General features: G+C 47.4%; 24 protein-coding genes. 13 read left to right on the top strand and 11 right to left on the bottom strand.

What is annotated here, in order from left to right:
• Positions 1-25 precede the first annotated feature (25 nt).
• Together EXU85_RS27705 and EXU85_RS27710 are read right to left on the bottom strand one after the other, a co-directional pair.
• Positions 26-802: a hypothetical protein gene (locus EXU85_RS27705; RefSeq protein WP_142775198.1), complete on the bottom strand. Its 777-nt coding sequence runs from the start codon at positions 800-802 to the stop codon at positions 26-28.
• A 117-nt stretch (positions 803-919) separates the two neighbouring features.
• A complete protein-coding gene (locus tag EXU85_RS27710) occupies positions 920-2,134 on the bottom strand; it encodes a saccharopine dehydrogenase family protein (RefSeq protein ID WP_142775199.1) in 1,215 nt (404 codons plus the stop codon).
• A 234-nt stretch (positions 2,135-2,368) separates the two neighbouring features.
• Here EXU85_RS27710 and EXU85_RS27715 point away from each other — a divergent pair, with 234 nt between their 5' ends.
• Together EXU85_RS27715 and EXU85_RS27720 are read left to right on the top strand one after the other, a co-directional pair.
• Positions 2,369-2,809: a hypothetical protein gene (locus EXU85_RS27715; RefSeq protein WP_142775200.1), complete on the top strand. Its 441-nt coding sequence runs from the start codon at positions 2,369-2,371 to the stop codon at positions 2,807-2,809.
• 420 nt (positions 2,810-3,229) lie between these two features.
• Positions 3,230-3,871, top strand: a complete 642-nt coding sequence (locus EXU85_RS27720; RefSeq protein WP_246859269.1) for a TetR/AcrR family transcriptional regulator — start codon at positions 3,230-3,232, stop codon at positions 3,869-3,871.
• Positions 3,872-3,954: 83 nt separating this feature from the next.
• Here the strand turns inward: EXU85_RS27720 and EXU85_RS27725 are convergent, their stop codons facing one another.
• Complete coding sequence (locus tag EXU85_RS27725) at positions 3,955-5,250, bottom strand: aminopeptidase P family protein (protein ID WP_142775201.1); 1,296 nt, start codon at positions 5,248-5,250, stop codon at positions 3,955-3,957.
• Positions 5,251-5,349: 99 nt separating this feature from the next.
• Between EXU85_RS27725 and EXU85_RS27730 the strand changes: the two genes are divergently transcribed.
• The 6 genes from EXU85_RS27730 to EXU85_RS27755 all read left to right on the top strand — a co-directional run bounded on the left by EXU85_RS27730 (position 5,350) and on the right by EXU85_RS27755 (position 11,638).
• Positions 5,350-6,927, top strand: coding sequence for a S8 family serine peptidase (locus EXU85_RS27730; protein ID WP_142775202.1), 1,578 nt, complete (start codon positions 5,350-5,352; stop codon positions 6,925-6,927).
• Positions 6,928-7,111: 184 nt separating this feature from the next.
• Positions 7,112-7,936, top strand: coding sequence for a hypothetical protein (locus tag EXU85_RS27735; RefSeq protein WP_142775203.1), 825 nt, complete (start codon positions 7,112-7,114; stop codon positions 7,934-7,936).
• 95 nt (positions 7,937-8,031) lie between these two features.
• On the top strand, positions 8,032-8,703 hold the full coding sequence (locus tag EXU85_RS27740; protein WP_142775204.1) for a response regulator transcription factor: 672 nt from the start codon (positions 8,032-8,034) through the stop codon (positions 8,701-8,703).
• Positions 8,700-10,001 carry a HAMP domain-containing sensor histidine kinase gene (locus tag EXU85_RS27745; RefSeq protein ID WP_142775205.1) on the top strand — a complete coding sequence of 434 codons (1,302 nt, stop codon included), beginning with the start codon at positions 8,700-8,702 and terminating at the stop codon, positions 9,999-10,001. Before EXU85_RS27740 ends, EXU85_RS27745 begins: the two co-directional genes overlap by 4 nt.
• A 42-nt stretch (positions 10,002-10,043) precedes the next feature.
• A complete protein-coding gene (locus EXU85_RS27750) occupies positions 10,044-10,412 on the top strand; it encodes a DMT family protein (RefSeq protein WP_142775206.1) in 369 nt (122 codons plus the stop codon).
• The gene (locus tag EXU85_RS27755) at positions 10,409-11,638 is read left to right on the top strand and encodes an MFS transporter (protein WP_142775207.1); all 1,230 of its coding nucleotides are present in this window, start codon (positions 10,409-10,411) and stop codon (positions 11,636-11,638) included. The genes EXU85_RS27750 and EXU85_RS27755 overlap by 4 nt, the downstream gene beginning before the upstream one ends.
• 10 nt (positions 11,639-11,648) lie before the next feature.
• Here EXU85_RS27755 and rfaD read toward each other — a convergent pair whose 3' ends face one another.
• Positions 11,649-12,614, bottom strand: coding sequence for an ADP-glyceromanno-heptose 6-epimerase (gene rfaD, locus EXU85_RS27760; RefSeq protein WP_142775208.1), 966 nt, complete (start codon positions 12,612-12,614; stop codon positions 11,649-11,651).
• A 269-nt stretch (positions 12,615-12,883) separates the two neighbouring features.
• Between rfaD and EXU85_RS27765 the strand changes: the two genes are divergently transcribed.
• The 3 genes from EXU85_RS27765 (at position 12,884) to EXU85_RS27775 (ending at position 16,047) form a co-directional block, all read left to right on the top strand.
• Positions 12,884-13,300 (top strand): 6-carboxytetrahydropterin synthase, encoded by a 417-nt coding sequence (locus EXU85_RS27765; protein ID WP_142775209.1) that lies wholly within the window; start codon positions 12,884-12,886, stop codon positions 13,298-13,300.
• A gap of 93 nt (positions 13,301-13,393) precedes the next feature.
• Positions 13,394-14,512 carry a lipid-A-disaccharide synthase gene (gene lpxB / locus EXU85_RS27770; RefSeq protein ID WP_142775210.1) on the top strand — a complete coding sequence of 373 codons (1,119 nt, stop codon included), beginning with the start codon at positions 13,394-13,396 and terminating at the stop codon, positions 14,510-14,512.
• A gap of 98 nt (positions 14,513-14,610) precedes the next feature.
• On the top strand, positions 14,611-16,047 hold the full coding sequence (locus tag EXU85_RS27775; protein WP_142775211.1) for a glycosyltransferase family 39 protein: 1,437 nt from the start codon (positions 14,611-14,613) through the stop codon (positions 16,045-16,047).
• Between the two features lie 8 nt (positions 16,048-16,055).
• Here EXU85_RS27775 and EXU85_RS27780 read toward each other — a convergent pair whose 3' ends face one another.
• The 4 genes from EXU85_RS27780 to EXU85_RS27795 form a co-directional block, all read right to left on the bottom strand.
• Entirely contained in the window at positions 16,056-16,838 is a 783-nt protein-coding gene (locus tag EXU85_RS27780) for a LytTR family DNA-binding domain-containing protein (protein ID WP_142775212.1), read from the bottom strand.
• Entirely contained in the window at positions 16,835-18,019 is a 1,185-nt protein-coding gene (locus EXU85_RS27785; RefSeq protein WP_142775213.1) for a sensor histidine kinase, read from the bottom strand. Before EXU85_RS27785 ends, EXU85_RS27780 begins: the two co-directional genes overlap by 4 nt.
• Positions 18,020-18,183: 164 nt before the next feature.
• The gene (locus tag EXU85_RS27790) at positions 18,184-19,287 is read right to left on the bottom strand and encodes a sensor histidine kinase (RefSeq protein ID WP_246859270.1); all 1,104 of its coding nucleotides are present in this window, start codon (positions 19,285-19,287) and stop codon (positions 18,184-18,186) included.
• A gap of 269 nt (positions 19,288-19,556) precedes the next feature.
• Positions 19,557-19,994 carry a hypothetical protein gene (locus EXU85_RS27795; RefSeq protein WP_142775214.1) on the bottom strand — a complete coding sequence of 146 codons (438 nt, stop codon included), beginning with the start codon at positions 19,992-19,994 and terminating at the stop codon, positions 19,557-19,559.
• A gap of 379 nt (positions 19,995-20,373) precedes the next feature.
• On the opposite strand from EXU85_RS27795, the gene EXU85_RS27800 reads away from it, so the two are divergent.
• Together EXU85_RS27800 and EXU85_RS27805 are read left to right on the top strand one after the other, a co-directional pair.
• Positions 20,374-21,087: a porin family protein gene (locus tag EXU85_RS27800; protein ID WP_142775215.1), complete on the top strand. Its 714-nt coding sequence runs from the start codon at positions 20,374-20,376 to the stop codon at positions 21,085-21,087.
• A 35-nt stretch (positions 21,088-21,122) separates the two neighbouring features.
• Positions 21,123-21,707: a hypothetical protein gene (locus tag EXU85_RS27805; RefSeq protein WP_142775216.1), complete on the top strand. Its 585-nt coding sequence runs from the start codon at positions 21,123-21,125 to the stop codon at positions 21,705-21,707.
• Here the strand turns inward: EXU85_RS27805 and EXU85_RS27810 are convergent.
• The 3 genes from EXU85_RS27810 to EXU85_RS27820 form a co-directional block, all read right to left on the bottom strand.
• Entirely contained in the window at positions 21,693-24,392 is a 2,700-nt protein-coding gene (locus tag EXU85_RS27810) for an ABC transporter permease (protein WP_142775217.1), read from the bottom strand. The two genes, EXU85_RS27805 and EXU85_RS27810, sit on opposite strands and share 15 nt — an antisense overlap.
• Before the next feature lie 14 nt (positions 24,393-24,406).
• Complete coding sequence (locus EXU85_RS27815; protein WP_142775218.1) at positions 24,407-24,745, bottom strand: PadR family transcriptional regulator; 339 nt, start codon at positions 24,743-24,745, stop codon at positions 24,407-24,409.
• A gap of 481 nt (positions 24,746-25,226) precedes the next feature.
• Positions 25,227-25,982 carry a hypothetical protein gene (locus EXU85_RS27820; RefSeq protein ID WP_142775219.1) on the bottom strand — a complete coding sequence of 252 codons (756 nt, stop codon included), beginning with the start codon at positions 25,980-25,982 and terminating at the stop codon, positions 25,227-25,229.
• Positions 25,983-26,144 lie beyond the last annotated feature (162 nt).

Consider the following 26,144-nt stretch of genomic DNA (forward strand, 5'->3'; position numbering starts at 1 on the left):
CTCCGGTTAATTTCCACAACCAGGTTTAAAAACTATCGTATTTCTGCACGACCAGAATAGCCTCTTTTTCCGTTTTACCGCTCAGGTTTTCCTGTTTGACAAATGCCTTCAACTCATCGGCGTGATCGCCAAGGGTTTCGATAATTGCCTTGTCGGACAGCTTCACTTTCGTTAATGTCAGATCGGGTTTGAGGATGAAATAGGAATTAACATCCCTGAACTCGTCGTAGCGATTACCGCTCGAATATGGGTTTTTATAGTCGGCTTGTTTGAAGGCTTTTGATACCCGTTTCAGCAGGGCCGATTTACCCTGATACAGCACCAGAAAGTACCCTTCCCGTAGGGCTTCATCAGGATTTTTAGCCTCTGGTAAATGTCTGAACACATATAGTTGGCCATCAGGATTTTTAAGCTGAAACGATTTTACCTGATCCGCATTGACAATAATAGAATCGTTACCGGCCCACGTTCGGAGTAAGATCAGGTGTTGGCGGTAAGCATCAAATTTGATCGGCACTTCTTTATAATTCTGACCAGCCACCATTTCAATCTGGCCTTTATTCCAGGCTGGCAGAAAATAAGGTGTTCCCCGAAGGCCTTCGTAGCGGTGATCCATGGTATTAACCATTGTATAGGGCCCTGAGCCCACAATCTGGCTTGTCGATTGATAGGTTTCATACCCATTACGCTGGGCGTTGGGATTGTACTGTTGTTGTGGGCTGACCTTCGTTGTATCGGTTTTCTGAGCATGGGCACTCAGGATAGACAAACCAGCCAAAATGGGGATGAATAGAAGTTTCATAACTAAACTACTTTGAAAGGGGATAGGAAATTGGCTGGCATTGACTGTCAGCACACTAAGTAACGAAAATCCCGCCATGTCCTATAGCGGGATTCTCATTTTTTTAAGAAATTTTAATCAGGCAGGGTACTCATGTGGCAACGGAATATTCACCCGTTCGTTTACCGGTAATCCCTGTTTATTCATCTGTTCGATAAACGGATCGGGGTCCATTTCTTCACAATTCCAGACGCCGGGTTTCATCCATACACCTGTGAGCATCAGCATTGCCCCAATCATAGCCGGAACGCCCGTTGTATAGCTAACGGCCTGACCGCGCACTTCGCGATAGGTTTCGGCATGATCGCAGTTGTTCCAGATAAAATAGGTACGGTCTTCACCATCTTTTACCCCTTTAATCTGGCAACCAATACTGGTTTGTCCGGTATAGTTTTCACCTAACGTATCGGGAGCGGGTAGTACGGCTTTCAGAAACTCAAGGGGTACAATATCCATTCCTTTAAATTGAACCGTATCGATCCGGGTCATGCCTACGTTCTGCAGCACTTCGAGGTGCGTTAGATACGCCTGGCCAAAGGTCATCCAGAACCGTGCCCGCTTTAGAGTCGGGAAGTTCTTTACCAGTGATTCCAGCTCCTCGTGATAAAGAACATAGGATTCTTTAGGGCCAATAGCCGGGTAATCAATCGGCTTATGAATGCTCATGGCCGGAATCTCAACCCATTCGCCATTTTCCCAGTAGCGGCCCGGCTGGGTAATTTCCCGAATGTTGATTTCCGGGTTAAAATTCGTGGCAAACGCTTTACCGTGGTTGCCCGCATTGCAATCAACAATATCCAGATAGTCCATCCGGTCGAAGTAATGCTTATTGGCATAAGCCGTAAACACCTGAGTAGCGCCTGGATCGAAACCGCACCCAAGCAATGCCATCAAGCCTGCCTGTTCGAATCGTTCTTTGTAAGCCCATTGCCAGCTATACTCAAACTTGGCTACATCCTTGGGTTCATAATTGGCCGTATCCATATAATGTACGCCCGCTTCCAGGCAGGCATCCATAATGGGTAAGTCCTGATAGGGTAACGCTACATTGATGACCAGCACCGGATTAAACGACCGAATCAACGCAACTGTCTCGGCTACCACATCTGCATCGACCTGCGCCGTTTGAATCGTGATGCCGTGCATTTCCTTAATTTCGGCAGCAATACGGTCGCACTTTGCTTTGGTACGACTAGCCAGCATAATCGTTGTAAAGACCTGGCTGTTCATTGCGCATTTATGCGCTACAACGCTGCCAACACCACCGGCTCCGATAATGAGCACATTTGCCATCTATCTGAATTTAATAGTTCCTGTATTTTCTTTCTGCCGCAAAGATAGGCAAAGTCGATAAGTGCGTACGTAGTGAATTTGTTAACAGACTAGGTCTTATACCTGATGTAGTTGCGAGTGACTTATAAATGAGGAGTATATAGGATAAAAACACTAAATAAAATATAACTTTATCAACAAACAGTTAGTATATTTGTTAAGTAGACATATACTCAATCCCCAATTAATCCCGTTATGAAATTCGTCTCTTCTTCCGGCTCTCCCAACTCATTTGAATTAGCGATTTTAGGCTACGGTAAGGCTACTAAAACCTGGCGTGACCGTAACCGGCTACAATGCCGATTTTCAACTTTCTGGGGGCAAAAGGCCGATACCCAGTCGGCTCCTCTGCAAACCTGGGAGGTCAAGCGTTTATTGGTTGGGTTACGTTCGCTCTGGACTAAAGCAACCAACCATGTTACCCTGACTTTCTCGGAACCCGGCTTGAGTATGGAGGCAAAGGCTCTATCTGATGATAACTATTGCCTGCAAATTCAGTTGGATCATTCCCTAACACCCTCCTGGCATACGTACCCTGATTTTCCAATGGAAATGGATATCCATTTAAATAGAAATCAGCTCCAGGAAGCCATTCAGGAGCTATCGGGCCAAATAGATACCTACCCCGAAAGATAAATACTTTCACAAATCGCTTAGCATGAATTCAACCCTATCTGATCGGGTAAACACAATTCATGCTAAGCTGAAGCGTACCTATTAAGCGATTACTGATCCCTTATTTCTTGTTATAGTTATTTATTTAAAATACTGTAAATCAATAATTTACTTTATTAAATTATCTGTACGCTTTTTAATTAGGCGTGTTTATTTGTTTTGCCAGCTTACGCTAAGGGCATATTATTGAGGAGACTATCTTATAGTTTGTAAATCATTCTTCCATTTATTATTATTTTTTCCCAAGATTATTTTTTGATAACATCAACCGTAATAACCATATTTGTAGCTACAGTAGATTTGTAGTCACACATAGTACTCAATCCGATTGCAAAGGAAAAATCATTGAATCCTCTTTAATAACAAAAACGACCCTATTATATGAAAGTCGTCAAGCGAAGAAATCGCCAGATGACCATGGAGCGAATTTTACGTGCCATGGGTGAAGTAATGGCCGAGCGAGGCACTGAAAAGGCTGGAATCAACGCCGTTGCTGAGCGCGCTGGCGTGAATAAAGTACTTATTTATCGCTACTTCGGTGGCTGGAACGGTCTGCTGGAAGCGTATGTCCATCGCGGATTCTTCCTATCCATGTTCAACGATAAATTTCTGGAATCGGTACCGGATAATCTGGCCCCTGAAGCCCGAAGCAAAGCCTGGTCTGAATATACCATTCAGTTCATGCGTGAGTTTCGGAGCCGTAAGTCTTCGCAGGAATTGATTCGCTGGGAAATGTCGAATGGCGAAACCGAACTGGCCCGCCGATTAGCCGACTTCCGGGATCAGTCCTACAAGACGATGGTGAGCAAATTAGCCCCTTATTCTGATTTCGACCCTATTGCTATTACCAGCCTAATGGTGGCTGCTGTGACGCATCTGGTTCTCACCAGTAACCAACGCGACCATATCGGCGATATTGACCTTCGCTCCGATGCAGGTTGGGAACGGCTGGAAACGGCTATCCGCCGAATTTATTCCAGTTTGAATATTGCCCTTGAGCGTGAAAATGCCAAGACGGCGTAAGCAAAATTGTGAAGAATGTAGAGTGAAAAGTGAAGAATAATTTTTTATACCAGTCTTATTCTTCACTTTTCACTCTACATTCTTCACTTATTCATAAATTCTTCAATCTCTTCGGCTTCGAGGGGAATGTTGGCCATGAGGTCAATGTTTCCAGACTCTGTTAGTACAACGTTGTTTTCCAGCCGGATACCCAGTTTCTCTTTGGGAATATAAATACCAGGTTCAACGGTAAAGACCATACCGGGTTCCATTTTCCGGTATTTGTTACCTACGTCATGCACATCAAGTCCCAGAAAGTGCGATGTACCATGCATGAAGTACTTTTTGTATAAAGGCGCATCAGGGTCCTGTTTATCCACGTCAGCCCGATCCAATAAGCCTAAGCCGATCAGCTCGGACTCCATTACCTTACCCACTTCCTTGTGATAGTCATCCCAGAGGTTACCGGGCTTGAGCATTTGGGTAGCCTCTTTCATTACCCGTAATACAGCATCATACACAGCGCGCTGACGTTTAGTAAACCGTCCGTTAACAGGGACGGACCGGGTCATATCCGCATTGTAGTTTGCATACTCCGCGCCAATATCGAGTAGTATCACATCTCCATCCTGACACTGTTGACTATTGTCGATATAGTGCAATACGCAGGCGTTAGCCCCCGAAGCAATAATTGGACTATAGGCTGCTCCCCGAGAGCGATTTTTGATGAATTCGTGCATCATCTCAGCCTCAATTTCATACTCCCAAACACCCGGCTTGATAAAACCAAGCAGTCGCCTAAACATCTTATCGGTAATGTCGATGGCGGTTTGAATAAGCGGGAGTTCCTGTGGTTGTTTGATGGCTCTGAGGTAATGCATCAACGGAGCAAGCCGTTCCAGCTTATGAAGCGGATATTTTTGTCGGAATTCGTCGATATACCGGGCGTCTCGCGTCTGCACCTGTACGCCAGCGCGAGTATGCTCATTGGTGTTCAGATAGATATGTTCTGCCTCGAAGACCATTTGCATAAATACCTGCTCAAACTGGTGAGTCCAGTAAATTTGCTTCTGAGATATACCCGTTACCTGTTCGGCTTCTGCTTTGGTCAGTTTGTGCCCTTCCCAGATTTCAATAAGCTCGCTGGTTTCACGTAGAAATAAGGCTTCGCGAAATTTTGGATCAGGGTGATCGGGAAATAACACCAGACAGGTTTCTTCCTGATCGACACCCGTTAGGTAAAAGAGGTCGTTATTTTGCCGGAACGTCATCGTGCCATCGGCATTAGTTGGCATAATGTCGTTTGCATTTACGACAACTAATGATTTTGTTTTCAGCAGATTAGCAAGTCGCTGGCGATTGTGAATGAAAAGCTGGTTGTCGATGGGTAAATAACGCATACGGAAGACCGTTGAGGCTGAATTTCTGATTATTTTTGCAAAGAAACTCAAAACCCAGAATACTTTCTGCGTGTTTTCCTGTTTCTACCTAAACGACTCATGACACTTCGTCTTACTGTATTTCTCGGCCTGTTAACTTCGGTGCTACAGGCCCAGCCTAACGTGGACCGGCCTGGCGCTGCCCGACCAAGCGTGGCCCGACCCGATGCACCTAAATACTGGATTTTACTTCGGGATAAAGATCAGGCATCTGCACCAGCATTGTCGCAACAATCAATTGCCCAACGGCAACAACAGAATCTACCGTTAGATGAAACGGACCAACCTGTTTCCGCAGCTTATCTAACTCAGTTCAACCAGGCAGGGATACATCCCATATGCCAGTCGCGCTGGCTTAATGCAGTGTCGGCTCGCTTAACAACCGAACAGCAGATCCGCGTTCTTGCCATGCCCTGTGTGAAAGGCATTCAGCCTATTGATCCAGCCATCGTAATTACGTCGATCAACTTGCCCGCTAATCCGCAAATGGCACCGGTTATGACGCAGATACAGGCACCCGACTTTGCGCAGGCAGGCCTGACAGGTCGGTTTGTGAATATTGGTGTTATTGATGCCGGTTTTTTTGGGGCTGATTCGGCCAATGCACTCAAGCATGTATTTGCACGCCAGGGCGTTAAACGCGTACGTGATTACGTGAACGAGAAAAAGACGCATGATAACCTCTTTCGTACGCTCGAAACCATGTCCGATTTTCATGGCACAGAGGTAATGGCCGCCATTGCCGGTAATGATCCGCTGGAAAATATCCAGTTTGGCCTAGCCACCGATGCCACTTTTTACTTAGCCCGAACCGATCAGGGAAATCGCGAATACCGGGGTGAAGAAGATAACTGGGTGGCCGCTATGGAATGGATGGACAGTCTCGGTGTCCGGCTTATCAACACATCGCTGGGTTATGCCAAGGGCATGAGTAACCCCAAAGAAAATTATGAACCCAGTCAGATGGACGGCCATACAAGCCTCATCAGCCGGGCCGCACAGATTGCCGCCGACAAAAAAGGGATTTTGATTATTGTGTCTGCGGGCAACGAAGGCGATGACCGCTCGTGGCGAATCATCAGCACACCTGCTGATGCACAGGGCGTTATGGCGATTGGCGCTACAAATTCCCGTCTCTGGAACCGGATTGGCTACAGCAGCATTGGCCCAGAAAATCTTCCCTATCTGAAACCCAATGTCTCCTGTTTTTCGCTCTATGGCACTTCACTCTCTGCACCGGTCATCACGGGTTTTGCGGCTTGTATTATGCAGGCCAACCCGAAACTGACCAACAAACAGGTGATGGAGATTATCGAAAAATCATCCCATTTGTACCCATACGGTAATAACTACGTTGGTTATGGGGTTCCGCAGGCTTCGCGAGCGTTAGCGTTGCTCCGGAATAAGGATTTGGCTGGAACTGTTCGATCGGTAAAGGCTACAGGGAAAACACTTACATTACCGATTGAGACAACGGAGTCCATCGTTTCGGTATTTCATAAGAAAGACGCAACGCATGTGTTGCAGCAGGAAGCAACCAAAGTGACCAATGGCAAACTGGTTCTCCGTCGGTCGGCCGATGAAAAACAGACGACAGTCGATTTGAAAAAAGAGGTGATCGAGGTAGTTTGGGAGTAACAGGTCAATGAAAAATGGATAATGTAAAATGGACAATAATCAATGGATACCCATACTGCATTAGTCATTCTACATTATCCATTTACTTAATCCGTATGAAGAAAAATTAATTTCCGTTTCAGTCCGAGCTTATATGGCGATCCTAGATTTGCTTCCGTAATCAACAGTAAACAACAAATTGACTATGGAAACGAACACAAAATTAGTCGCCATTGCCGTACTCACAGCTGCTCTAGCCACTCCCTTTGCACGTGCACAACAAGTAGCTGGTCCTAGTGAACCCATCTTAGGTGTTGCTATGAATGCGCCCGGCAGTGAACGTCCAGAGCCTCCTCAACCCGGCGGACCTGGTCCCCGACACGGCAGGCACGGCGGTGGCCCTGGTGCCCCCGGCCGACCACAAGGACCACAGGGCGGCCCGCAAGGTAGCTTTCATCAACAGGGACTCACGTCACTGACTACCGTTTCGGGTACGGTTGGGCAATGGGTTGGTAATGACGATGCTATCCTGGATGGCTTTCTGTTAACAGGCAATACGGGTACAACAACAGTAAAATTTCCTGCTCATTTGGGGCAACAGGTCCAAAAAGCAATCAAGTCGGGTAGCAGCGTGAGCGTTACGGGCTATTCTGAAACCACGCCAACGGGTGAAACTCGCTTTCGGATGAATAGCCTGACGGCGGGTAAAACAACTGTACTGGACGCCCCTCCTACTCAACCTACCACACCACCCGAAACACCTGCCTTAGCTACAGCTACCGGAAAAATCGCCGATTACCGGCTAGATAAAGGTGGGCGTGTGAACGGCTTAGTGCTGGACGATAAAACGATTGTCAGCATTCCACCGCACGTAGCCTATCAGCTCACCGATCTGGCCAAGAAAGGCAGTACGATTACCGTACAGGGTTACCCAAAAAGTTTGCGTGACGGTCAGGTGCAACTGGAAAAAATCAATATTCTCCGGGCATCGGTACTGACGATCAACGGACAGCAGTATTTAGTTCGCTAACTTAATGGTGAAAGAGTGAATGAGTGAAAGTGCGAAAATTACTGAACAGTTTTGTTCGCTCTTTCACTCATTCGCCCTTTCACTCTTTTATTCTCGTGAAAATCCTAGTTATCGAAGATGAGCGCAAACTAGCCCGGTTTATCAAACAGGGGTTGGAGCAACATGGTCATGTAGCCGACCTGACCCACTCCGGTTCCGAAGGACTCGACTTTCTGGCCGGAGGGCTTTATGATCTGGTTCTCCTTGATCTGATGTTACCGGGCCAAACGGGTTTCGAGCTGTTACAAAATCTTCGGGCATTCGGATTAAGCGTCCCGGTAATTATTCTATCGGCTCTGAGTGATCCGGATAAAGTGGTGCATGGACTGGACCTGGGCGCTGTCGACTACATCCGAAAACCGTTCGATTTTAATGAGCTATTAGCGCGAATTCGCGTTTTACAGCGACGCACAACGACCAGCGATAACGTGGTATTACGCGTAGCAGATCTGGAAATGCGGCTCGTTTCGCACGAGGTGGTCAAAAATGGATCGACGCTTGACTTAACCAACCGGGAGTTTTCGTTGCTCGAATTATTGATGCGCCGGGCTGGGCAGTTGGTCACCAAAAATGAAATTGCCGAAAAAGTTTGGGCTGTCGATTACGATATGGGCAGTAACGTGATTGAAGTACACATTTATCAGCTCCGAAAAAAACTGGATGCCATCGGTAAAAGCGGTCTCATTGAAACACTTATTGGCCGCGGATATCGGTGCAAAACAGCATGAGCCTCCGCAGCCGTATTGTACTGGCCGTTACGGCGGTGTTTGCAGGGGTGAGTCTCTTGGCGGGTTGGCTCATGCTCAATCGTGCCGAACGAAGTCTGCAAATCGCTTTTGATCGGGCTGCCCAAACGAGGGCTGAGTGGCTACTATCGCTTGTTAGTGTTGACCCTGTTGTACTTCCCTTACCCACCGATCGGGAACGGATGCAGGTAATTTATCGAACCTACGGGTATGCTCGTGAGCTATTCCGAAGTCCGGGATTTCCAAACAGTTCCGGCAAAGGTCAACGCAGGGCTCCCCACCGTTTCTCGTATCGGTCTGTTACAGCACAAACCTCCAGCGACCAACTTTCGGACGGTCAGCTTCTATTGACGTTAACCGTACCAGACGCCAGTTTACGGCAGGATATCAACCAGCTTCGATGGCTGTTTGGCATAGGCTGGTTACTAAGTTTAGTGATGGCATTTGGCGCTGGGTACGGCGCGGCAGGTTGGTTATTACGCCCTATACAATCCATTATCAATCAGGCTAATACGATCAGCAAAGCAGCCGATAGCAGTCGAATCACGTTACCTAAATCCCAGGACGAACTTTATCAACTAACCGATACACTGAATCGGATGCTGGCCCGAATTCGGGAACATGTTGACTTGCAACAAAATTTCTTTGGGGCAGCTGCGCATGAACTACGCACGCCATTAACCGTTATGAAAACCGGGCTTGAAGTAACCCTCAATAATGAGCAGGTCGACCCAGGGACAAAATCATTCCTGACCGGTCAACTGGATGAGGTGAGCCGTCTGGCTCGCTTACTGGATGAGTTTTTAACCCTTAGCCGCCCTGATGAATCGACTCAACCACTTACTATCGCCGAAATCAATCTACCCGTTTTAGTTAAAAATTGCGTAGCCCAATTAGCAACCGTAGCCGCTGATTATGAAGTAACAATACGTACGGATACCGATAAATTGACAGGAGAAACAGCCCGAACCGATAGGGTCAAGCTAGAGCATATTCTACTCAACCTAATCGAAAATGCCATTAAATATGCCGTACCAGGTAGTATAGTTCTTGTTCAGGTTCGCTACTCAGGCAAGTGGCAAATACAGGTACAGAACCAGACCGTTCGCGCAACGGGGCCCACCCTTGATTTAATGCAGCCTTATTTTCAGGCTGACCCACTCAAAGAAGGCCATGGGTTGGGGCTTTGGATCAGCCATCGGTTAACAACAATGCTCAATGGTGAGTTACATCTTGACTGGCAGGAATTTACATTCACCAGCCTACTTTCCCTGCCTTAAATCAAAACTAAACTGAAAGTCAAAAATCAATCAACGTATCGAATGAAAGGTGTTTACTGTGTATTGCTGCTTACCCTATCGAATATTTTCATGACACTGGCCTGGTATGGCCATCTTCAGGTTAAACAATACCCCATGCTGGCCAAGCTTTCCTTATTCGGCGTAATTATGTTGAGTTGGGGGCTGGCATTTTTCGAGTACATTTTTCAGGTTCCCGCCAATCGAATCGGCTCTGATGAAACCGGGGGGCCTTTCTCACTTTTCCAGCTAAAAACCGTCCAGGAAGCGGTTTCACTAACGGTTTTCACACTCATCACCGTATTTGTTTTCAAAACGGATAAACTGGCCTGGAATCACCTCGTTGGCTTTGTTTTTCTGGTGATTGCGGTGTTTTTCATCTTTAAAAAATGATAGATACGGCCCAACAAGCCGATACGCGTCAGCCAACGGCAACCAGTCTGAACGCCCTCGACTGGGCTAATTTTTTTCTGGCCGATGTGCGCGATGGGCTTGGGCCTTATTTAGCCATCTACCTGTTAACCTCACGCCATTGGCACGCCCAGAACATAGGCCTGGCCATGTCGGTGATGGGAATAGCCACAGTCATTGCGCAAACACCAGCGGGTATATTCGTTGATCAAACCCAAAAAAAGCGGCTATTTTCAATTGTTGCCTCCCTGTTAATTGCCACTGCATCCCTACTAACCATCTCGCTGCCAACCTTTGGCGTTATTCTGGGCGGACAGGCTATGATGGGGGTAGCAGCCGCCTGGTTTACCCCTGCCATTGCGGCTATTACACTCGGCCTGGTTGGGCATCAGGCGCTGGACAGGCGAGTGGGTCGTAACGAAACCTTCAATCATGCAGGGAATGTGTTTGCGGCTGTACTAGCAGGTTTAATCGGTTATTACGTTCGTAGCGAAGGCATCTTCGTGCTATTAGCCGTTATGTCGCTTCTGAGTAGCGTAGCCGTCTGGCGCATTCGCGAAGACGACATTGACCACGAATTGGCAAGGGGCGATGGGGAAAGCGAGGTCAGGAAAGGCGACGAGCCGTCTGGCTGGCGGGCAATCGGAAGCAATCGGGCCATTTTATTTTTCGCGTTGGCCTGTGTGCTGTTCCATTTCGCCAATGCCGCCATGCTGCCCCTGCTGGGTCAGCGATTAGCAAACGGTATTGATGCGGGAACATCCTCGGCCTATATGTCGGCCTGTATCATTGTTGCTCAGGTTGTCATGATACCCGTGAGTAACGTAACCGGGCGGTTGGCCCCGAAAGGTCGTAAACGACTGTTGCTGATTGGGTTTGCCGTATTACCAATCCGGGGGCTACTGTATACGCTTACAAACGACCCTATTCTGTTGGTCACTATCCAGATACTGGATGGCGTTGGCGCTGGAATTTTTGGTGTATTGTCGATCTTAATCGTATCCGATCTAACCAAGGGCAGCGGCTTATTCAACACCACGCAGGGAGCTATAGCAACCGCCATTGGGTTGGGTGCATCACTAAGTAATGCCTTTGCCGGGGTAATTGTGCAACGGTCAGGCTATAACACCGCTTTTCTTACCCTAACGGGCATTGCAGTAGGTGCTTTAGCTGTTTTATGGTTTTTTGTTCCCGAAACGAAGCGATGAAGTTGTCAACTTACAGATACTGACCTTTACTCAGGTAGTTTGTTACATAATCGGCGATACCATCTTCGAGGGAGTGAAAATGCTTTTCATACCCAATTGAACGAAGTTTAGACATATTCGCCTGGGTGAAGTACTGGTATTTGTCGCGGATATCGACTGGCGTATCAACAAAGTCAATCTGGGGTTCCAGATCCAGCGCGTAAAATGTATTTTTGGCCAGATCGAGGAATGTACGCGCCTTGCCACTGCCCAGGTTATAGATGCCGGAGTTGCGCCGGTGATGCATTAGGAACGAGCAAACCTCTATCACGTCCTTCACGTAAACGAAATCACGCATTTGTTCCCCGTCGGCAAAGTCGGGATTGTGCGACCGGAACAACTTCATTTGTCCCGATTTTTCAATCTGGTGGTAGGCATGAAATATTACAGATGCCATCCGGCCTTTGTGGTATTCATTCGGCCCGTATACGTTGAAGAACTTCAGCCCCGCCCAGAAGAACGGCTTGCGCTCCTGTTCCAGCGCCCAGATGTCGAACTCATTTTTTGAGTCACCATACGGGTTCAATGGTTTCAATTGCGGAATCAGCGACTCATTGTCATCGTAGCCCAATTCACCGAGACCATAGGTAGCCGCCGACGACGCATAGACTAGTGGGATTTGGTACTCAATGCAACGATTCCAGATTTGTTTGGAATACTCAACGTTCAGATGCTCAAAAATCTGACGATCAAACTCCGTGGTATCGGTACGGGCACCGATGTGAAAAATAAACTCAACTTCCTGATAATTCTGGTCGAGCCAGTCAAAAAAATCTTCCCGATCTACTCGTTCCTGGATTCGTTTTCCGACCAAATTTGCCTCTTTTTCGGGGTACGAAAAATCATCAACCGCAATAATGAAATTGAAGTTTTCCTGATTCAACTTGCTGATTAAACAGCTTCCGATAAAGCCGGCTGCTCCCGTAACGATAATCATAAAGTGGTAGTCGTAAACGTGTTCGTAGTGATAATTAGGTATCTATCAGCGTGATTGAAGCAAAAACGCCCGTAAAGATACATGTTTTATATTTGACTATAGAATAGCAGATTTAATGATTAAATTGTACTTTTCCACTAACGGTCATATTGACACTTCTAGCGTTATCTGCCTGGAGGTGCCACTTTTATAGCGCCCAAACAGTTCGTACCTTTGCACTTTATTTTCAAATCGGCGTTTCTGGCAACCGCCCCATCTAAACCAGAAAAATGGTCTATATTAACAGAATTGAGCATTTCAACGCGGCCCACCGGCTCTATAATCCGGCCTGGTCGGAAGAGCGAAACAAGGAGGTTTTTGGTCCCTGTGCCAACATAAACTGGCATGGCCATAACTTTGAATTAATTGTAACAGTCAAAGGTGAGCCTTCGCCCGACACTGGTTTTGTGATTGACCTCAAATTATTGGGCGACATCATCAAACGGGAAGTTATCGAGAAAGTGGATCATAAAAACCTGAATCTGGATGTCGATTTTATGCAGGGAAAAATGGCCAGCTGCGAAATCTTCGTCATGGAAATCTGGAAGATCCTCGAACGGGCTCTCGAACCCATTACCGATGCACACCTTCACCAGCTTCGTCTGATTGAAACCCCGAAGAATTTTGTCGATTATTTTGGGGAGTAATTATTAATTGTCATTAGTGGTCATGAATTGTTATGAATAGCCATTTATCGTTTTTGACAATTAATGACCACTAATGATTACTAATGACAATTAATGACCTACTATTTAATTGCTGGCGAACGTTCCGGCGACCTTCACGGTGCGAATCTGATCCGGGGCATTCGTCAGTACGATCCGGCGGCAAACTGTCGGGCATATGGCGGTGAGCAAATGGAAGCTGCCGGGGCTGTGATGGTGCGTCATTATCGCGAGATGGCGTTCATGGGATTTCTGGAGGTAGTTAAAAATCTCGGTACTATTCGCCGGATATTGCACGAGTGCCAGGCTGACCTGCTTGCTCACCGACCCGACGCGCTTATTCTGATCGACTATGCTGGTTTCAATCTTCGCATGGCGCGGTTTGCCAAACAGCACGGCATTCGGGTGTTTTACTATATCTCGCCAAAAGTCTGGGCCTGGAATCAACGTCGGGCACTGAAGATCAAAGCGAATGTAGACCGGTTATTTACAATTCTACCCTTCGAGACCGAGTTCTTCGCTACATACGATTACAAAGTCGATTATGTTGGTAATCCACTGCTCGATGCGCTGGCTGACTTCAAACCTGATCCTGCGTTTCGGGCTAAGTCAGGGTTAGGAGAACAACCCATTATTGCCCTGTTACCCGGTAGCCGCCATCAGGAAATTACGTCGATTCTGCCCATTATGCTACAGACCACCCGACAGTTTCCAGACTATCAATTTGTGGTTGGTACGGTAAGCAATCTTCCCGATAAACTGTATTCCGATTTGTTGGCCGACTACCCAACCGTGAAACAAGTCGATGATGCGGCTTACGATTTGCTTCAGGTAGCTACAGCCGCCCTCGTTACATCAGGAACGGCCACACTCGAAACGGCCCTACTGAACATCCCACAGGTGGTTTGCTACAAAACAACGGGCATAAGCTATGCTATTGCTAAACGACTCATTGCCGTACCGTTTATCTCGCTCGTCAACCTGATTGCCGACCGAGAAGTGGTAAAGGAGCTGATTCAGAACGATCTTACACCAACTCGGGCAGCCCTGGAACTGAAAGCTATTTTACCGGGCAACCCGGGTCGAACTGTGCAACTGGCTGGTTATGCAAGTGTGCAGCAAAAAATGGGCGATCCGGGCGCATCCGAACGAGCAGGCCGGTTAATGGTCGAAGCACTACAAGAGAGCATCTGAGCTAAACCCCGCTGAATAATTATATCATTAAAATATGATATAAAACATATTGATTTCATTCCCGTTGGCGTTGACTCAGACCACACTTAAGTCGTTCAATGCCTTTTATACTCTACCCAATCCGCATCTATAGGAGTATACTATTCTTATTTTTAGCCCTATTATTTATCACATTTAGTTACAGAGCCTCCTATTTTGATGAAGCCTGGTTTGCAGAACAATCCTTTTGGTTCATACGAGATGGTCAGGTACGGTCAGAGCTATTTCGTGGCTACAATGGCTGGGAAACTAGTCTGTATGTCTTTCATAAACTGTTTGTGTATGCGGGAGCGCTGGTGATGTCGATCACGGGTATTTCCGTTGCTTCCAGTAAACTAGTCAGCATATTCTTTGGCCTATTAGGCGGGTATTTAGTTTGGCAACACGGCCAGAAGTCGTCGCGGGAGCAGCAGTGGTTGTCGGTACTTCTGTATTTTGGATGTGGTACGCTAATTCGGTATATATCGGTTAACCGGCCCGAAGCGATGTGTATGACGCTTGGGTTTGCGTCTTATCTATGCCTGGACCCACCCCATGCATCATCACGACCGAAACCCATCCTTGCGGGTATATTAGCGAGCTTAGCGGCCTTAACGCATCTCAACGGTCTGATCTATTTGTTAGCTGGCGCTAGCTGGCTTTATCTGAAAACAGGCTGGCGACCAACTAGTAGGTTTGCCATAGTGGGTGCACTAACCCTAAGTTTATATGGCCTGGATGCCTTTTTGGATGGAAATCTGGCGATGTTAGTCAAACAGTTTCTTTACGATCCTGCTACCCAGCAAAACCTGCACCTGAGCGATAAGCTATCTGTTCTGGCTGATTATCACCGAATCTTTTTCTACGGTCAGAATGAGATTGCCTTAACGGCACTCGCTATCCTTTGTGGGATTGCATTCAGACACTACCTCAACCTAACGCAGCCTATTTTTCTGTATACCCTCTTATTGATTGGCTCCTTCTGGCTGCTCACCAAGAGTATCACAGATATCTACTTTCTACTATTTATTCCCTGGCTCGCTATACTGACAGCCCATTGGTTAACAAGCTATCTGCCTGCGCAACCCATCTGGCAGAAGAAAGCAGCCAGAATCCTCCTGATTCTCTACGGGCTTATTGCTGGTTTACAGTTCGTTAATGTTTTAACCGAAAATAAGAACGCGCTTCATACAGAGGCACATAATGCCTTACTAGCCAATCACATGCCCAATAAGCATGCAAAAGTTATTGCCCCTCTCGAATTCTTCTTTGGCCAGATGGACAACTACAAAATTCTTGGGTTAACCTATTTTTACCTACTTGAACGAGAAAAGGGGAAAATTCCTCTCGATACGTTTTTTCGCCAGGCAGACCAGGCGCGGGTAGAATACATCATTAGTGATCATCGGCTGAATGCGAGTTACGACATTCCCATTCATGCGCCCGCCCGAATAGGCGTTTACCAACGTATTTTTCAAGATAGCTGGAATACCATCTACGCCCGCCAACACAGGTAGGTATACCCTTATTTACCCATCCACTGCTTAAAATCGCTTACTTTCTCACGACTTACAAGCGCTTCTTTGTCGAACACGGGCTTGAGGCTAAGAGCCAGCCGATTGCCGAAATAAGGTTGTATCTGGTCTACAGTTTGATGGGTGACAATGACTCCCCGGTTGATTCGGAAAAAGCGGCCCGGATCGAGGGCATCGGCAATTTCATCCAGTGTATAATCGACCAGAAACTTCTGCCCCGTGTGCATGGCGAAAAAACTGTACCGATCTTCGGTATAGAAATAAGCGATCTCTCCTACTTCGACCGATAGCATCCGCTGGCCCTGACGTACCAGAAATCGCTGACGATAATCTCGGGGTGACTGGCTCTGAAGCTGTTGCAGCAGCTTTTCGATATTGAGGCTAGGGACATTGCCCGACTGACTCCGCAGATCCTCATATTTTTGCAGGCTTCGCTGTAAGTCGTCTCGCTGGATGGGTTTTAGCAGATAGTCTATGCTGTTTACCTTGAATGCCTGAAGGGCATATTCATCGTAGGAGGTTGTAAAAATTACGGTACTACGTACGGTGGTTCGCTCAAAAATCTCGAAACTTTGTCCATCGGCTAATTCAATATCTAGGAAAATCAGGTCAGGGTCTGGCTGTCCTTTTGCCCGAAGACCCTCCAACCAGTCTACTGTATCTTCAATGCTGGCTGTTACCCCCAACACTTTTAAGGTGGGAGCTACTTCAGCCAATAATTTCTGAAGTTTGCGAACAGCTAATTCTTCATCCTCAACAATCAGAGCATTCATGCGGTTGCTTGTTTTTTTTCCAGTAGTGGTAATGTGACAGTAAAATAATCCGGGCCAGTTTCGATAGTGGGTGCCGGGCAGGCTAATAGCTCATATTTAGCCTGAATATTTGTTAGTCCAACCTGCGTCGACTCTAAAAGCACAGGCCCGGACCGGCTCGTTTTTTTCTGAAGGTTATTGCGCACCAGAAGGTAGCCCCGCTCGGTGGTCATAATGTCGATACATAAAGGGCGACTTGCCAGAATGACGTTGTGCTTAACGGCGTTTTCAACCAGTAGTTGCAACGTTAACGGTGGTAGCCGGTACGAGCGATAGTGGTCATCAATTTGTAGGTTGAGATGTAACCCATCGCCATGCCGGGTTTTCAACAGATGAAAATACGAGTCGATAAAGGCCAGTTCAGCCTCCAGTACAGTTAACTCATCACCGTCTTCCCCTTCTGCCGATCCCACTCCGAACAAATAGCCCGGTAGTAGGGTATTGGCCTGCCGGTCAGCCTTAACGGGCGAGTTGGGACGTCGGTTAGTCTGGAGCATATAGCGATAAACCCGTGCCATCTGATTCACAAACTGCTCCGCGCGCTGGGGCTCTTCGGCAATGAGTGATGAAAGAGAGTTCAGACTGTTGAACAGAAAGTGTGGGCTGACCTGACTTCTCAACCCCTGCAACTGGCCCCGTAAATTTTCTTTTTTAAGTTTTTCTTTATTCATCTGGTATTGCTGCCATCGAGACAGGGAGTAAGACGTCTCGTATATACCGATTAACAATACAATAGCAACCAGATCGAACGTGAATACCGATGGCACAGTTTGGTAGGTTAGTTGCGAACCAAAAGGCCGGAACCGAATGAAAAACCACGTATAGGCAAGCAAAAACAAACCCGATAACATAATGAATGCCAGTCCTGTACAACTCGCCCGAATCAGTGTCTGGCGTAATTCAGGATACCGCTGAGCAATGGCATTGGCCGCCCAGTCGTGGAAAAGGAAGGCAATGGTTGATAGTAACCAGACAAAAATCGTTGCTCCACTAAACGTCTGCCAGGTATGCAGATAGGCGTCTCCAATGAGCAGGTAGGTAATGAGTGGAACAAACCAGGGCATGAGCGCAACATACGACCACCCTCCGCGTTTTGTCAGACGCAGCCAACGGCGAAAATGGTCAAAATAGCTCGTGTTCATCAGGTTTTATTTAGCAACTAATTCAGCGGATGGCATCGTAACGCATCCATGTTAAAGATAAGTGGAAGGCGATAAAATTAGTAAATCAACATGTGTCAACTGGCGAATGTATGGTATGAGTTGCCTTTTTAGGCAACTGGATTGTTGACTTAAGGCAGCCTGTTTCATAGCGCATTGGGCGGGAGCAATGGCAGTGTTACCCGGAAGTAGGCATCCGTGGTATCGACCATAATGGATTTTTCACTCAGTAATCGGTATTTAGCGGTCAGGCTACCCAGCCCTGCCCCATCCGTTTCCAGACGAATTGCTTTCGGCTGCCGGCTATTCGTTACAACGACCCAGCCATCAGGCATAATCTCAATCGAAAGAACCAACGGTTTCGCTCCAGACATGCTATTGTATTTAATGGCGTTGTCGACCAAGGTGAGTAAACTGAGCGTTGGCAATACATAGGTTGCCAACGAACTACCAGCTATGGCAGGCAACGTAATGTCAAGGCTTTTACCATAACGCATCGTCAATAAGTCGGTGTACGAGCATATAAAGTCAAGTTCTGCCTGTAGCGTCGTTACGTCTCCCGAACTCTTACCCAATACAGCATCGCCCCGCCGATCAGGCTGTAGCATATACCGGTAAACAATGGCCAGTTTATCAACAAACTGCTCGGCCAGCTTTGGCTCCTCTCCGATAAGTATTGAGAGTGAATTGAGCGCATTGAACAAGAAGTGGGGATTTAACTGACCTTTTAACGCATCGTACTGATTTTGCAGGGATGCGCGCTCTAACTGTTCACTTTCCGTCATGTCCTGTTTCCAACGGGCATACGCATAAAACAAGCCCAGGGCCATGCACAGAAAAACATCGAAAATAAGCCCTAATACCCAGATCGGGCGGACGGCGGCCCAACTGAATTGAACACCGGTTGCGGGTAGTAGACTATACACCCAAACATCGAAGATGGCTAAGCCAACCGTTAAACTACCTACGGCGGTTAGCATAACCACTGTACGGAGCAGGGTCTGGCTCGCATCGGGATAACGCCGAATGGCCCACCAAACCGTTAGCGTCAGTGTAACAATCGACAACCAATATAACCCAAATACCACCACAGTTCCGACGCCAAACTTTATGGGGTCGGTAAAGTAGGATGGGCCAATGAAGTAATAATTGCCAAGTGGAAACAGGATGGGCATCATCAGCAGATGATACCACCATTCGTACTTGGAAAAAAAACTAGGTCGACGGATAAGCACGGTACGTAAACGCAAACGACCAGCACTAGAGATGCTGGAGAGCGAATAGCCGAAAATGGCAGATTTGACGCTAACCAGTAGGTGAGGGCTACATAGACTGTAGAAAACGGTGTATGAATTGAGAAAAACGATGTATGAATTGTAAACCCTATTCGCTTTTCCAAACGAAAGGATAAAAGCTACTCCAGTTCAGGGATTTAATTGAGCCAAAAATGGCTGACCTCGTATTGTTCATGGAACGATACGAAGTCAGCCATCTGGAATGCCCGTCAGAAGGTTTTATCCTATTTGGTAGCCGTCAGAGTAAAGGATGTGCCTGCTTCATCTTCGCCCTCTATGCTGACCTTGCTGCCATTCACTTTGGCGATTACATTCCCTTGATAGCGTAGCTCAACGTTGCCATTGCTAGCTTCCGTTACCGATACACCCTCAGCCGCATCATCGGCAAACGTCTCGTTGGTTGTTTTGTTGATAATAGCCAGTTGAATTGAAACCGTAGTTGCCGTTTGCCGACCCAGTGTTATAGTACCCTTCAGGTTAGTATCGCTGGCAGGGTAGGTTTTACCCCCAGTCGTAAGCTCAGAATACGTATATGTCCCGGCGACACGAGCAGCCAGATCAGGAGCCGGAGCAACCTCATTTCCTTTTTTACAGGACGTCAGCGAAGCGATAAACAGTACTACCAGGAAAGCGGGAAAGCGGAAAGCTAATCGTGTTTTCATTGTATTTGATGTTGTTTGGTAAAAGATGGAAGGTTCTTGACCGGATATTGCCGGTTTGGTAATACAAATTTGGGTGGTGCAATTCCGTTAATGAAGTATGCCTTGTACCAACTGCCAAAAGAGAGGTTTCAACTGGAAGAACTACCGAATGAAGTGGAAGCGGTAAGTTGCCAGGTAGACGTATGCTGCATAACCCAAACAAGCAGTTTATACTAAAAGGCTGATAAAGCCGAACAAGATAGCAAGATGAATAGGGGGATCTAATTCATGAATAGATTCGCTCAATTGATGACAGAAAAGCTACAGTTCGGACGTATACTGTTTTCAATGAGGCTTTTGGACACTTCAATTTTGGGGAAACGAAACGTTGCTTCCTCTTATGAAACCAGGAAACCATTCAATTCTGATAGTCAGCCTGATTGGGCTATTGCTACTTCTTGTTACGCAGAGCATGGCTCAATCGGCGGGAAAAAAAATACATGTTGGACTAAAAGCCGGAGCTAACTTCTCACAGCTTGACAACCTGAGTTTCTCGACACCCAGGCTGATGGAAAATGGGCTACCCGTATTATCGGGAGGCCATGTTGTGTACGATTTCTTCGAGCAGAATCAGTCGCGCTCAACAGGAATCGTGGGTGGTGTATTCGTTCGGTTCGGAAATCGTTTTTTCATTCAGCCAGAACTGCTCCTATCTTCTAAAGGAGGGCAATTCGATATTATCCGGCAAGGGCTGGAAACACAATCTGTTCGTGTTCGGGTAACAACGTTCGATCTTCCTCTGCTGATAGGCGTCAAACTTGGGCCGTTACGAATTAATGTCGGACCCGTGGTTTCACTACCTCTTTCGGAAACAAACAGCCTGTCTGACTCCTTCCAGCGCTATGCCGCCCAGTCACTAAGTCAAACAGCGAAACAGGCTGTATACGGTTATCAGGCTGGCATTGGTGTTAACCTGGGAGGTATTCAGCTTGACCTGCGACAGGAGGGCAGCCTGAATACGATTTTCCCCGTTACCTTGAAAGACCCAGCCAACGATAGTCGGTTTTCGTCAAAAACAAACGTGTGGCAGCTCACAGCAGGCTTCAGCTTTTAACACGCGACACTCTTTACATCCATAACCCAACCCCAATGAATCATAAAATTTTAGGTCTACTAGGCCTGATTGGCGCACCAACTCTGGGAGTTGGTATGTATCTCGAATCAATACACCACCCATTGGCTTCCAGTTGGTTGGTTAAAACCTGGGGGCTCCTGTACATAAGCGGCTGGCTGGCTAGTATGGAAGGGTTACGCAGGCTGGAAGCTACCGGTTCCGACCGATTTGGAAAAACCATTATCCGGGTTGTTCTGCTTACACTCTGCTTAGCGAATGTGTATAACGTGTGGGAAATGATTGATCCGAAATCCACGTCAATCCTATACTTTATTGTCGACATGAACTGGCCGCTAAGCAACCTATTGATGGTAGCTGTGGGGATTGCCGTTTTGCGGGCAAGGCGCTTATATGGCTGGCAGCGTTGGATACCCCTTTTCATGGGTTTCTGGTTACCATTGGCTTTTTCGCTCTCAAAACTAGTTGGTTTAACCAGTTCCGTTATGCTCATTAGTGGCGCCTATTCCGCATTGGCCTGGTCGCTGCTGGCGATTACAGTACTAACGACTCGCGTGACTGAGCCACGAGCTAGCGGGCTATCAAATTTATTCGGTTCGTAAGCTTTTGACGGGGTTCATCAGAGCTGCTTTAATGGCTTGATAACTGACGGTCAGGATAGCAACAGTGGTAGCCAGTCCGCCCGCCAGGACAAAGATCCACCAGGATATGTCAATCCTGTAAGCAAAGTCTCCCAACCACTGGTTCATGATGTAGCCGGCAATAGGCGACGCAATTACCATGGCAATTAGAATTAATTTCAGGTAGTTGGTCAGTAACAGCTTGACAATGCCGGTGACAGATGCTCCCAGCACTTTTCGAACGCCAATTTCCTTGGTGCGCTGATGGGTTGTAAAAGCAGCAAGCCCCAATAAGCCCAGACAGGAAATTAACACGGCCAAACCAGCGAATACGCCAAACAGTTGGCCAATCCGCTGTTCAGACTGGTACAGTGTATTGAATCGCTCATTTAAAAATGAATACGCAAAAGGGTCGCCCGTCTCCGCCTTCCATCGCTGTTCGATGGTAGTTAAGAGCCTGGAAACATTGTCCGTCCGGATGCGTAAGGCCAGTTGAGAATTGTCTCCGCCATAGAACATGATTAACGGTGCAATGCGATGACGCATAGATTCGAAATGGAAGTCCTTAACCACGCCAATAACCGTATACGTATGTTTACTCGCTTCAGAACCGTCGCCCGTTATAGAAATCTGTTGACCAATGGGCGTCTTGAAGCCATACGCCCGAACGGCGGCTTCGTTAAGTAGCACAGACGAATTATCGGCGGGAAAAGCCTCCGAAAAATTGCGGCCCTGCGCCAGTTGCATCCCTAATGTAGACAGATAATCTTCGTCGACGAAATAGCTTTTCGTTGTGTAAGCGGCAGTTTTAGACCCATCCTTAATCAGAATACCATCCTGACTCTGTTTAGATGTTCCGGCCGGTAGAAAACCTGCCAGAGATATCTTGACGACGGATGACATCCTGGCGAGTTCAGCTTTAAAGGCATTTAATTTGGAGCCCAGTACGTGCGTATCGTGTAAGACCAGCACTTGCTCTTTGTCGAAGCCAACCTTCTTATCCTGCATGAAGCGCAACTGTTGGTTAGCAACGATTGTGGCGATAAGTATACCGATTGAAACAGTAAACTGACCGGTCACTAACGCATTGCGTAACCAACCGCTCCGCAAGCCAGCCTCACTCTTGCCGTTAAGAACCGTAATGGGCTTGAACGAGGAAAGCACAAAGGCCGGGTAGCTACCGGCTAGCAGGCCAATTACCAGGCAGGTTACTACTGCGCCGGAGAGCAGCCATCCGTTAGCAATCTCACCGAGGGTAAACTGTTTCCCGGCCAATGCATTAAAGCCAGGCAATACCAGGAAAACGAGCCCCAGCGCCAGCAACAGTGCCAGTAAAGTTAGAAGGACAGATTCTGTCAGGAACTGACTGACCAACTGCGATTTAACAGAACCCATTACTTTGCGAACTCCTACCTCTTTAGCGCGTCCTGCTGATCCGACGGTGGATAGGTTCATGAAATTGATGCAGGCCAGCAGGAGGATAAACAGCGCAATCACCGTAAAGATGTACACGTATTTAATATCGCCGTTGGCTTCCAATTCATCATCTAAATCGGAATATAAGTGAATGGTCGTTACGGGTTGAAAGCCAAAGCCAAGTCGATTACCTTTTTGCAGGAATTCGGGCAGGTCAATACCGAGGAACTCCTTGATTTCTGAGGCCATGTACTTACGCAGAAACCCCTGGCTTTGGGCTTCTACCTGCTGAATTGAGTAACCATCCCGAAGTAGCACATAGGTGTAGGCACCGCTGGCCAGCCATTTAACGCCCTGGTTAACGGACGGAAACGAGCCAAACAGATCGTAATGAAAGTGGGTGTTCGACGGAATGTCGGCACAAACACCGGTCACCCGAAAAACGCCCAGATTACCCACTGACAGCGTTTTCCCAATGGGATCTGCCTGACCAAAATACTTCCGGGCAGTTGTTTGTGTGAGAACCAGTGTTTTGGGGTCAACGAGTACGCTTGCCCTATGCCCTTTTATCAGAGGAATTGAGAAAATCGAGAAGAAATTTGAATCAACAAAGGCCACATGACCTTCTTTAAACGTTTCCTCTCCGTTTTTAACCAGAAAATCACCATCATCGCGTAGACGGGTAATGGCCTCCACGCCTAGGTAGTCACGCAGCAGAGCTGGTCCTGCCGGTTCGGCTGAATAGGCATAATTGATGTCTTTTTCACCCAATCGGGTATGTAGGGTCATCCGATATAGTCGCTCTGCATGGGAGTGGTAGCGGTCATAGCTCAGTTCGTGTAGCACGAAGAGGGCAATCAGCAGGCAGGTTGCCAGCCCCACAGCTAAGCCTATACTATTGATGGCTGTAAACGCTTTATGCCGCCATAGGTTGCGAAAAGCAATGGTTAGATAGTTTGAGAGCATGTCCATAAAAAAGGGTTTAGAATACGCATTATAATGGCTAGGGTTGAGTTTGGCCTTTCGTACATCGTTTTTTTGGCGCCTGGCAAAGAAGGGGGTTAAACAATGCAGTACAGCCCAGACGTAGTCGCGTCGGGCACGGACCAGACCCACCTGAGCAACCTGCTTATAAAAGGCTTCGTGTAAGTCACCCTGCACATACTCCAGCAGGTGGGGGGCCACAAACCATTCCAATATCCAGTCTGCCCAACGGGGCGGTTGTTGAGGTGAAAGATGCTTTCGAGTCATAAGTCTGGAAAAGCTTAAAGTCCCAACAGTTGGAGTTTGCTCTGGGGAATAGACTGCCACAACCGGGTTCGCATCTGCTGAATGTCTACTAAGACCCTCCCCCCTTCTGCCGTCAGGACAAATAAACGTTTGCTTCGCCCTCCCCGCTCAGCAGTCGCGCCACCCACGGAGGATGACAGAAAGCCTTTTTCTTCGAGTCGATATAGAGTGGTATGTACTGCACTAATAGTGAAGCTTCGTCCCGTCTGGAGTTGAAGTTGCTCCATAACGGGTACGCCATAGACATCGTCTGTGCTGGCGGCAACCACCAGAAGTACCAATTCTTCGAGCTCTCCTAATATGGTCTTTTTCATGGATAAGCAAGCAGGTTTATTAGATACAATATCTTAAATCAAATCTAATGCCAGAGGCAAAAAGTGCTCTTAGGATACTCAGAAGTACATAAGGCATGAAACCATTGTCCAGAAACGGACGCATCCATGTCCAATCATGGACATTACTTAATAAACGTATATCGCGCTGTTTACTGTAGGTAATTACCGATCAAGTAAGCTACAACCAGTGAAGTAATCTGCCACTTAGGAGCCTCATTCCACTCCTAAAAACGAAAGCCACAACCATCTGCTTTAATAGCTTCGGGCTGTGGTTTTGTTTGGCGTAGGCTATTAACTATCATAACCGGCCAGTTCAGTAGGCGGGCGTCCGCCGTACTGGGCGGGAAACTACGGTTCCCACACCCAGTAACCGAGCGCGCTCGCTGCGGAAAATGGTACGAATTTGTCGTGTTGTTTTCATTGTATTTGTTGTTTTGGTTTTTAGAAGGATGAATATGCGTTAAAATTTTGCGGTTAGTCCCAGCTTTACAGCCGACACCCCATATCCTAGTTCGGTAAAAGCGCCAACCTTGGGGCTGAACATAAATCGAGCACCCAGGTGTAGCCCTACCCACAGGCCACTATTATACGAGCTTGAATAGTAGTAGTCCGAGTACCCAGAACCTGCATAGCGAAAGCCCAGCGATGCGCCTATATACGGATCGAAACTGTCTGACTGTACGTTGAGGGCCTCGCCTAAGTGATAAGAAGCGCGGGCGCCAAAGTACACAAAGTTGTAGCCACTGGAGTAGTACCCGTAGTTGTAGTGGTAGTAATCAAGGGAGCCACCCACAGAAAAGTTGTTTTTCACATCTGTTTCGACCGACACACCCACTGGAAAACCTCCTCCATAATAGGTTGCCAGGCCAACACCCAGATTAACATACACATTCTTATGACTCCGGTATGAGGACGTTACCCGAGGGCGAGCAGTAGTAGTATGAGCAACCGGCTGTGGACGAGTCTCCGTCTGCTGGGCAGCTGCTGGGGCCGGGCTAGGAGCTGGAGCCTGTTGCACCTGTGGCTGAGGTTTTGCCGCAACGGGTTGAGTTACCACTGGCTTTTTTGCCTGGCTAACATTGGTACGGGTAGTTGATGCAGTAGGCCGGGCAGCGGTTTTTGTCGCCGGGCGACGAACGGGTTGCTGGGCCAAGGCCGGATCAACTGAAAGCGTTAGGGCCATAGCCAACGCAGCGAAATGGATACTTGTTTTCATTTTGTAGTTGTTGTTTTTGGTTTTTCCTGAGGAACGATGCAAACGTACGACGGACCAGTGCGATCAATCCAGAAGCGATTGATTGAACTGTACAAAGCACAACATGAACTGTGATGAAAGTCAGGTGAAATGATTTGAATTGGCGTAGCCGGTACGCCCTCT

It is taken from the genome of Spirosoma sp. KCTC 42546, assembly GCF_006965485.1.
Classification (GTDB): Bacteria; Bacteroidota; Bacteroidia; order Cytophagales; family Spirosomataceae; genus Spirosoma.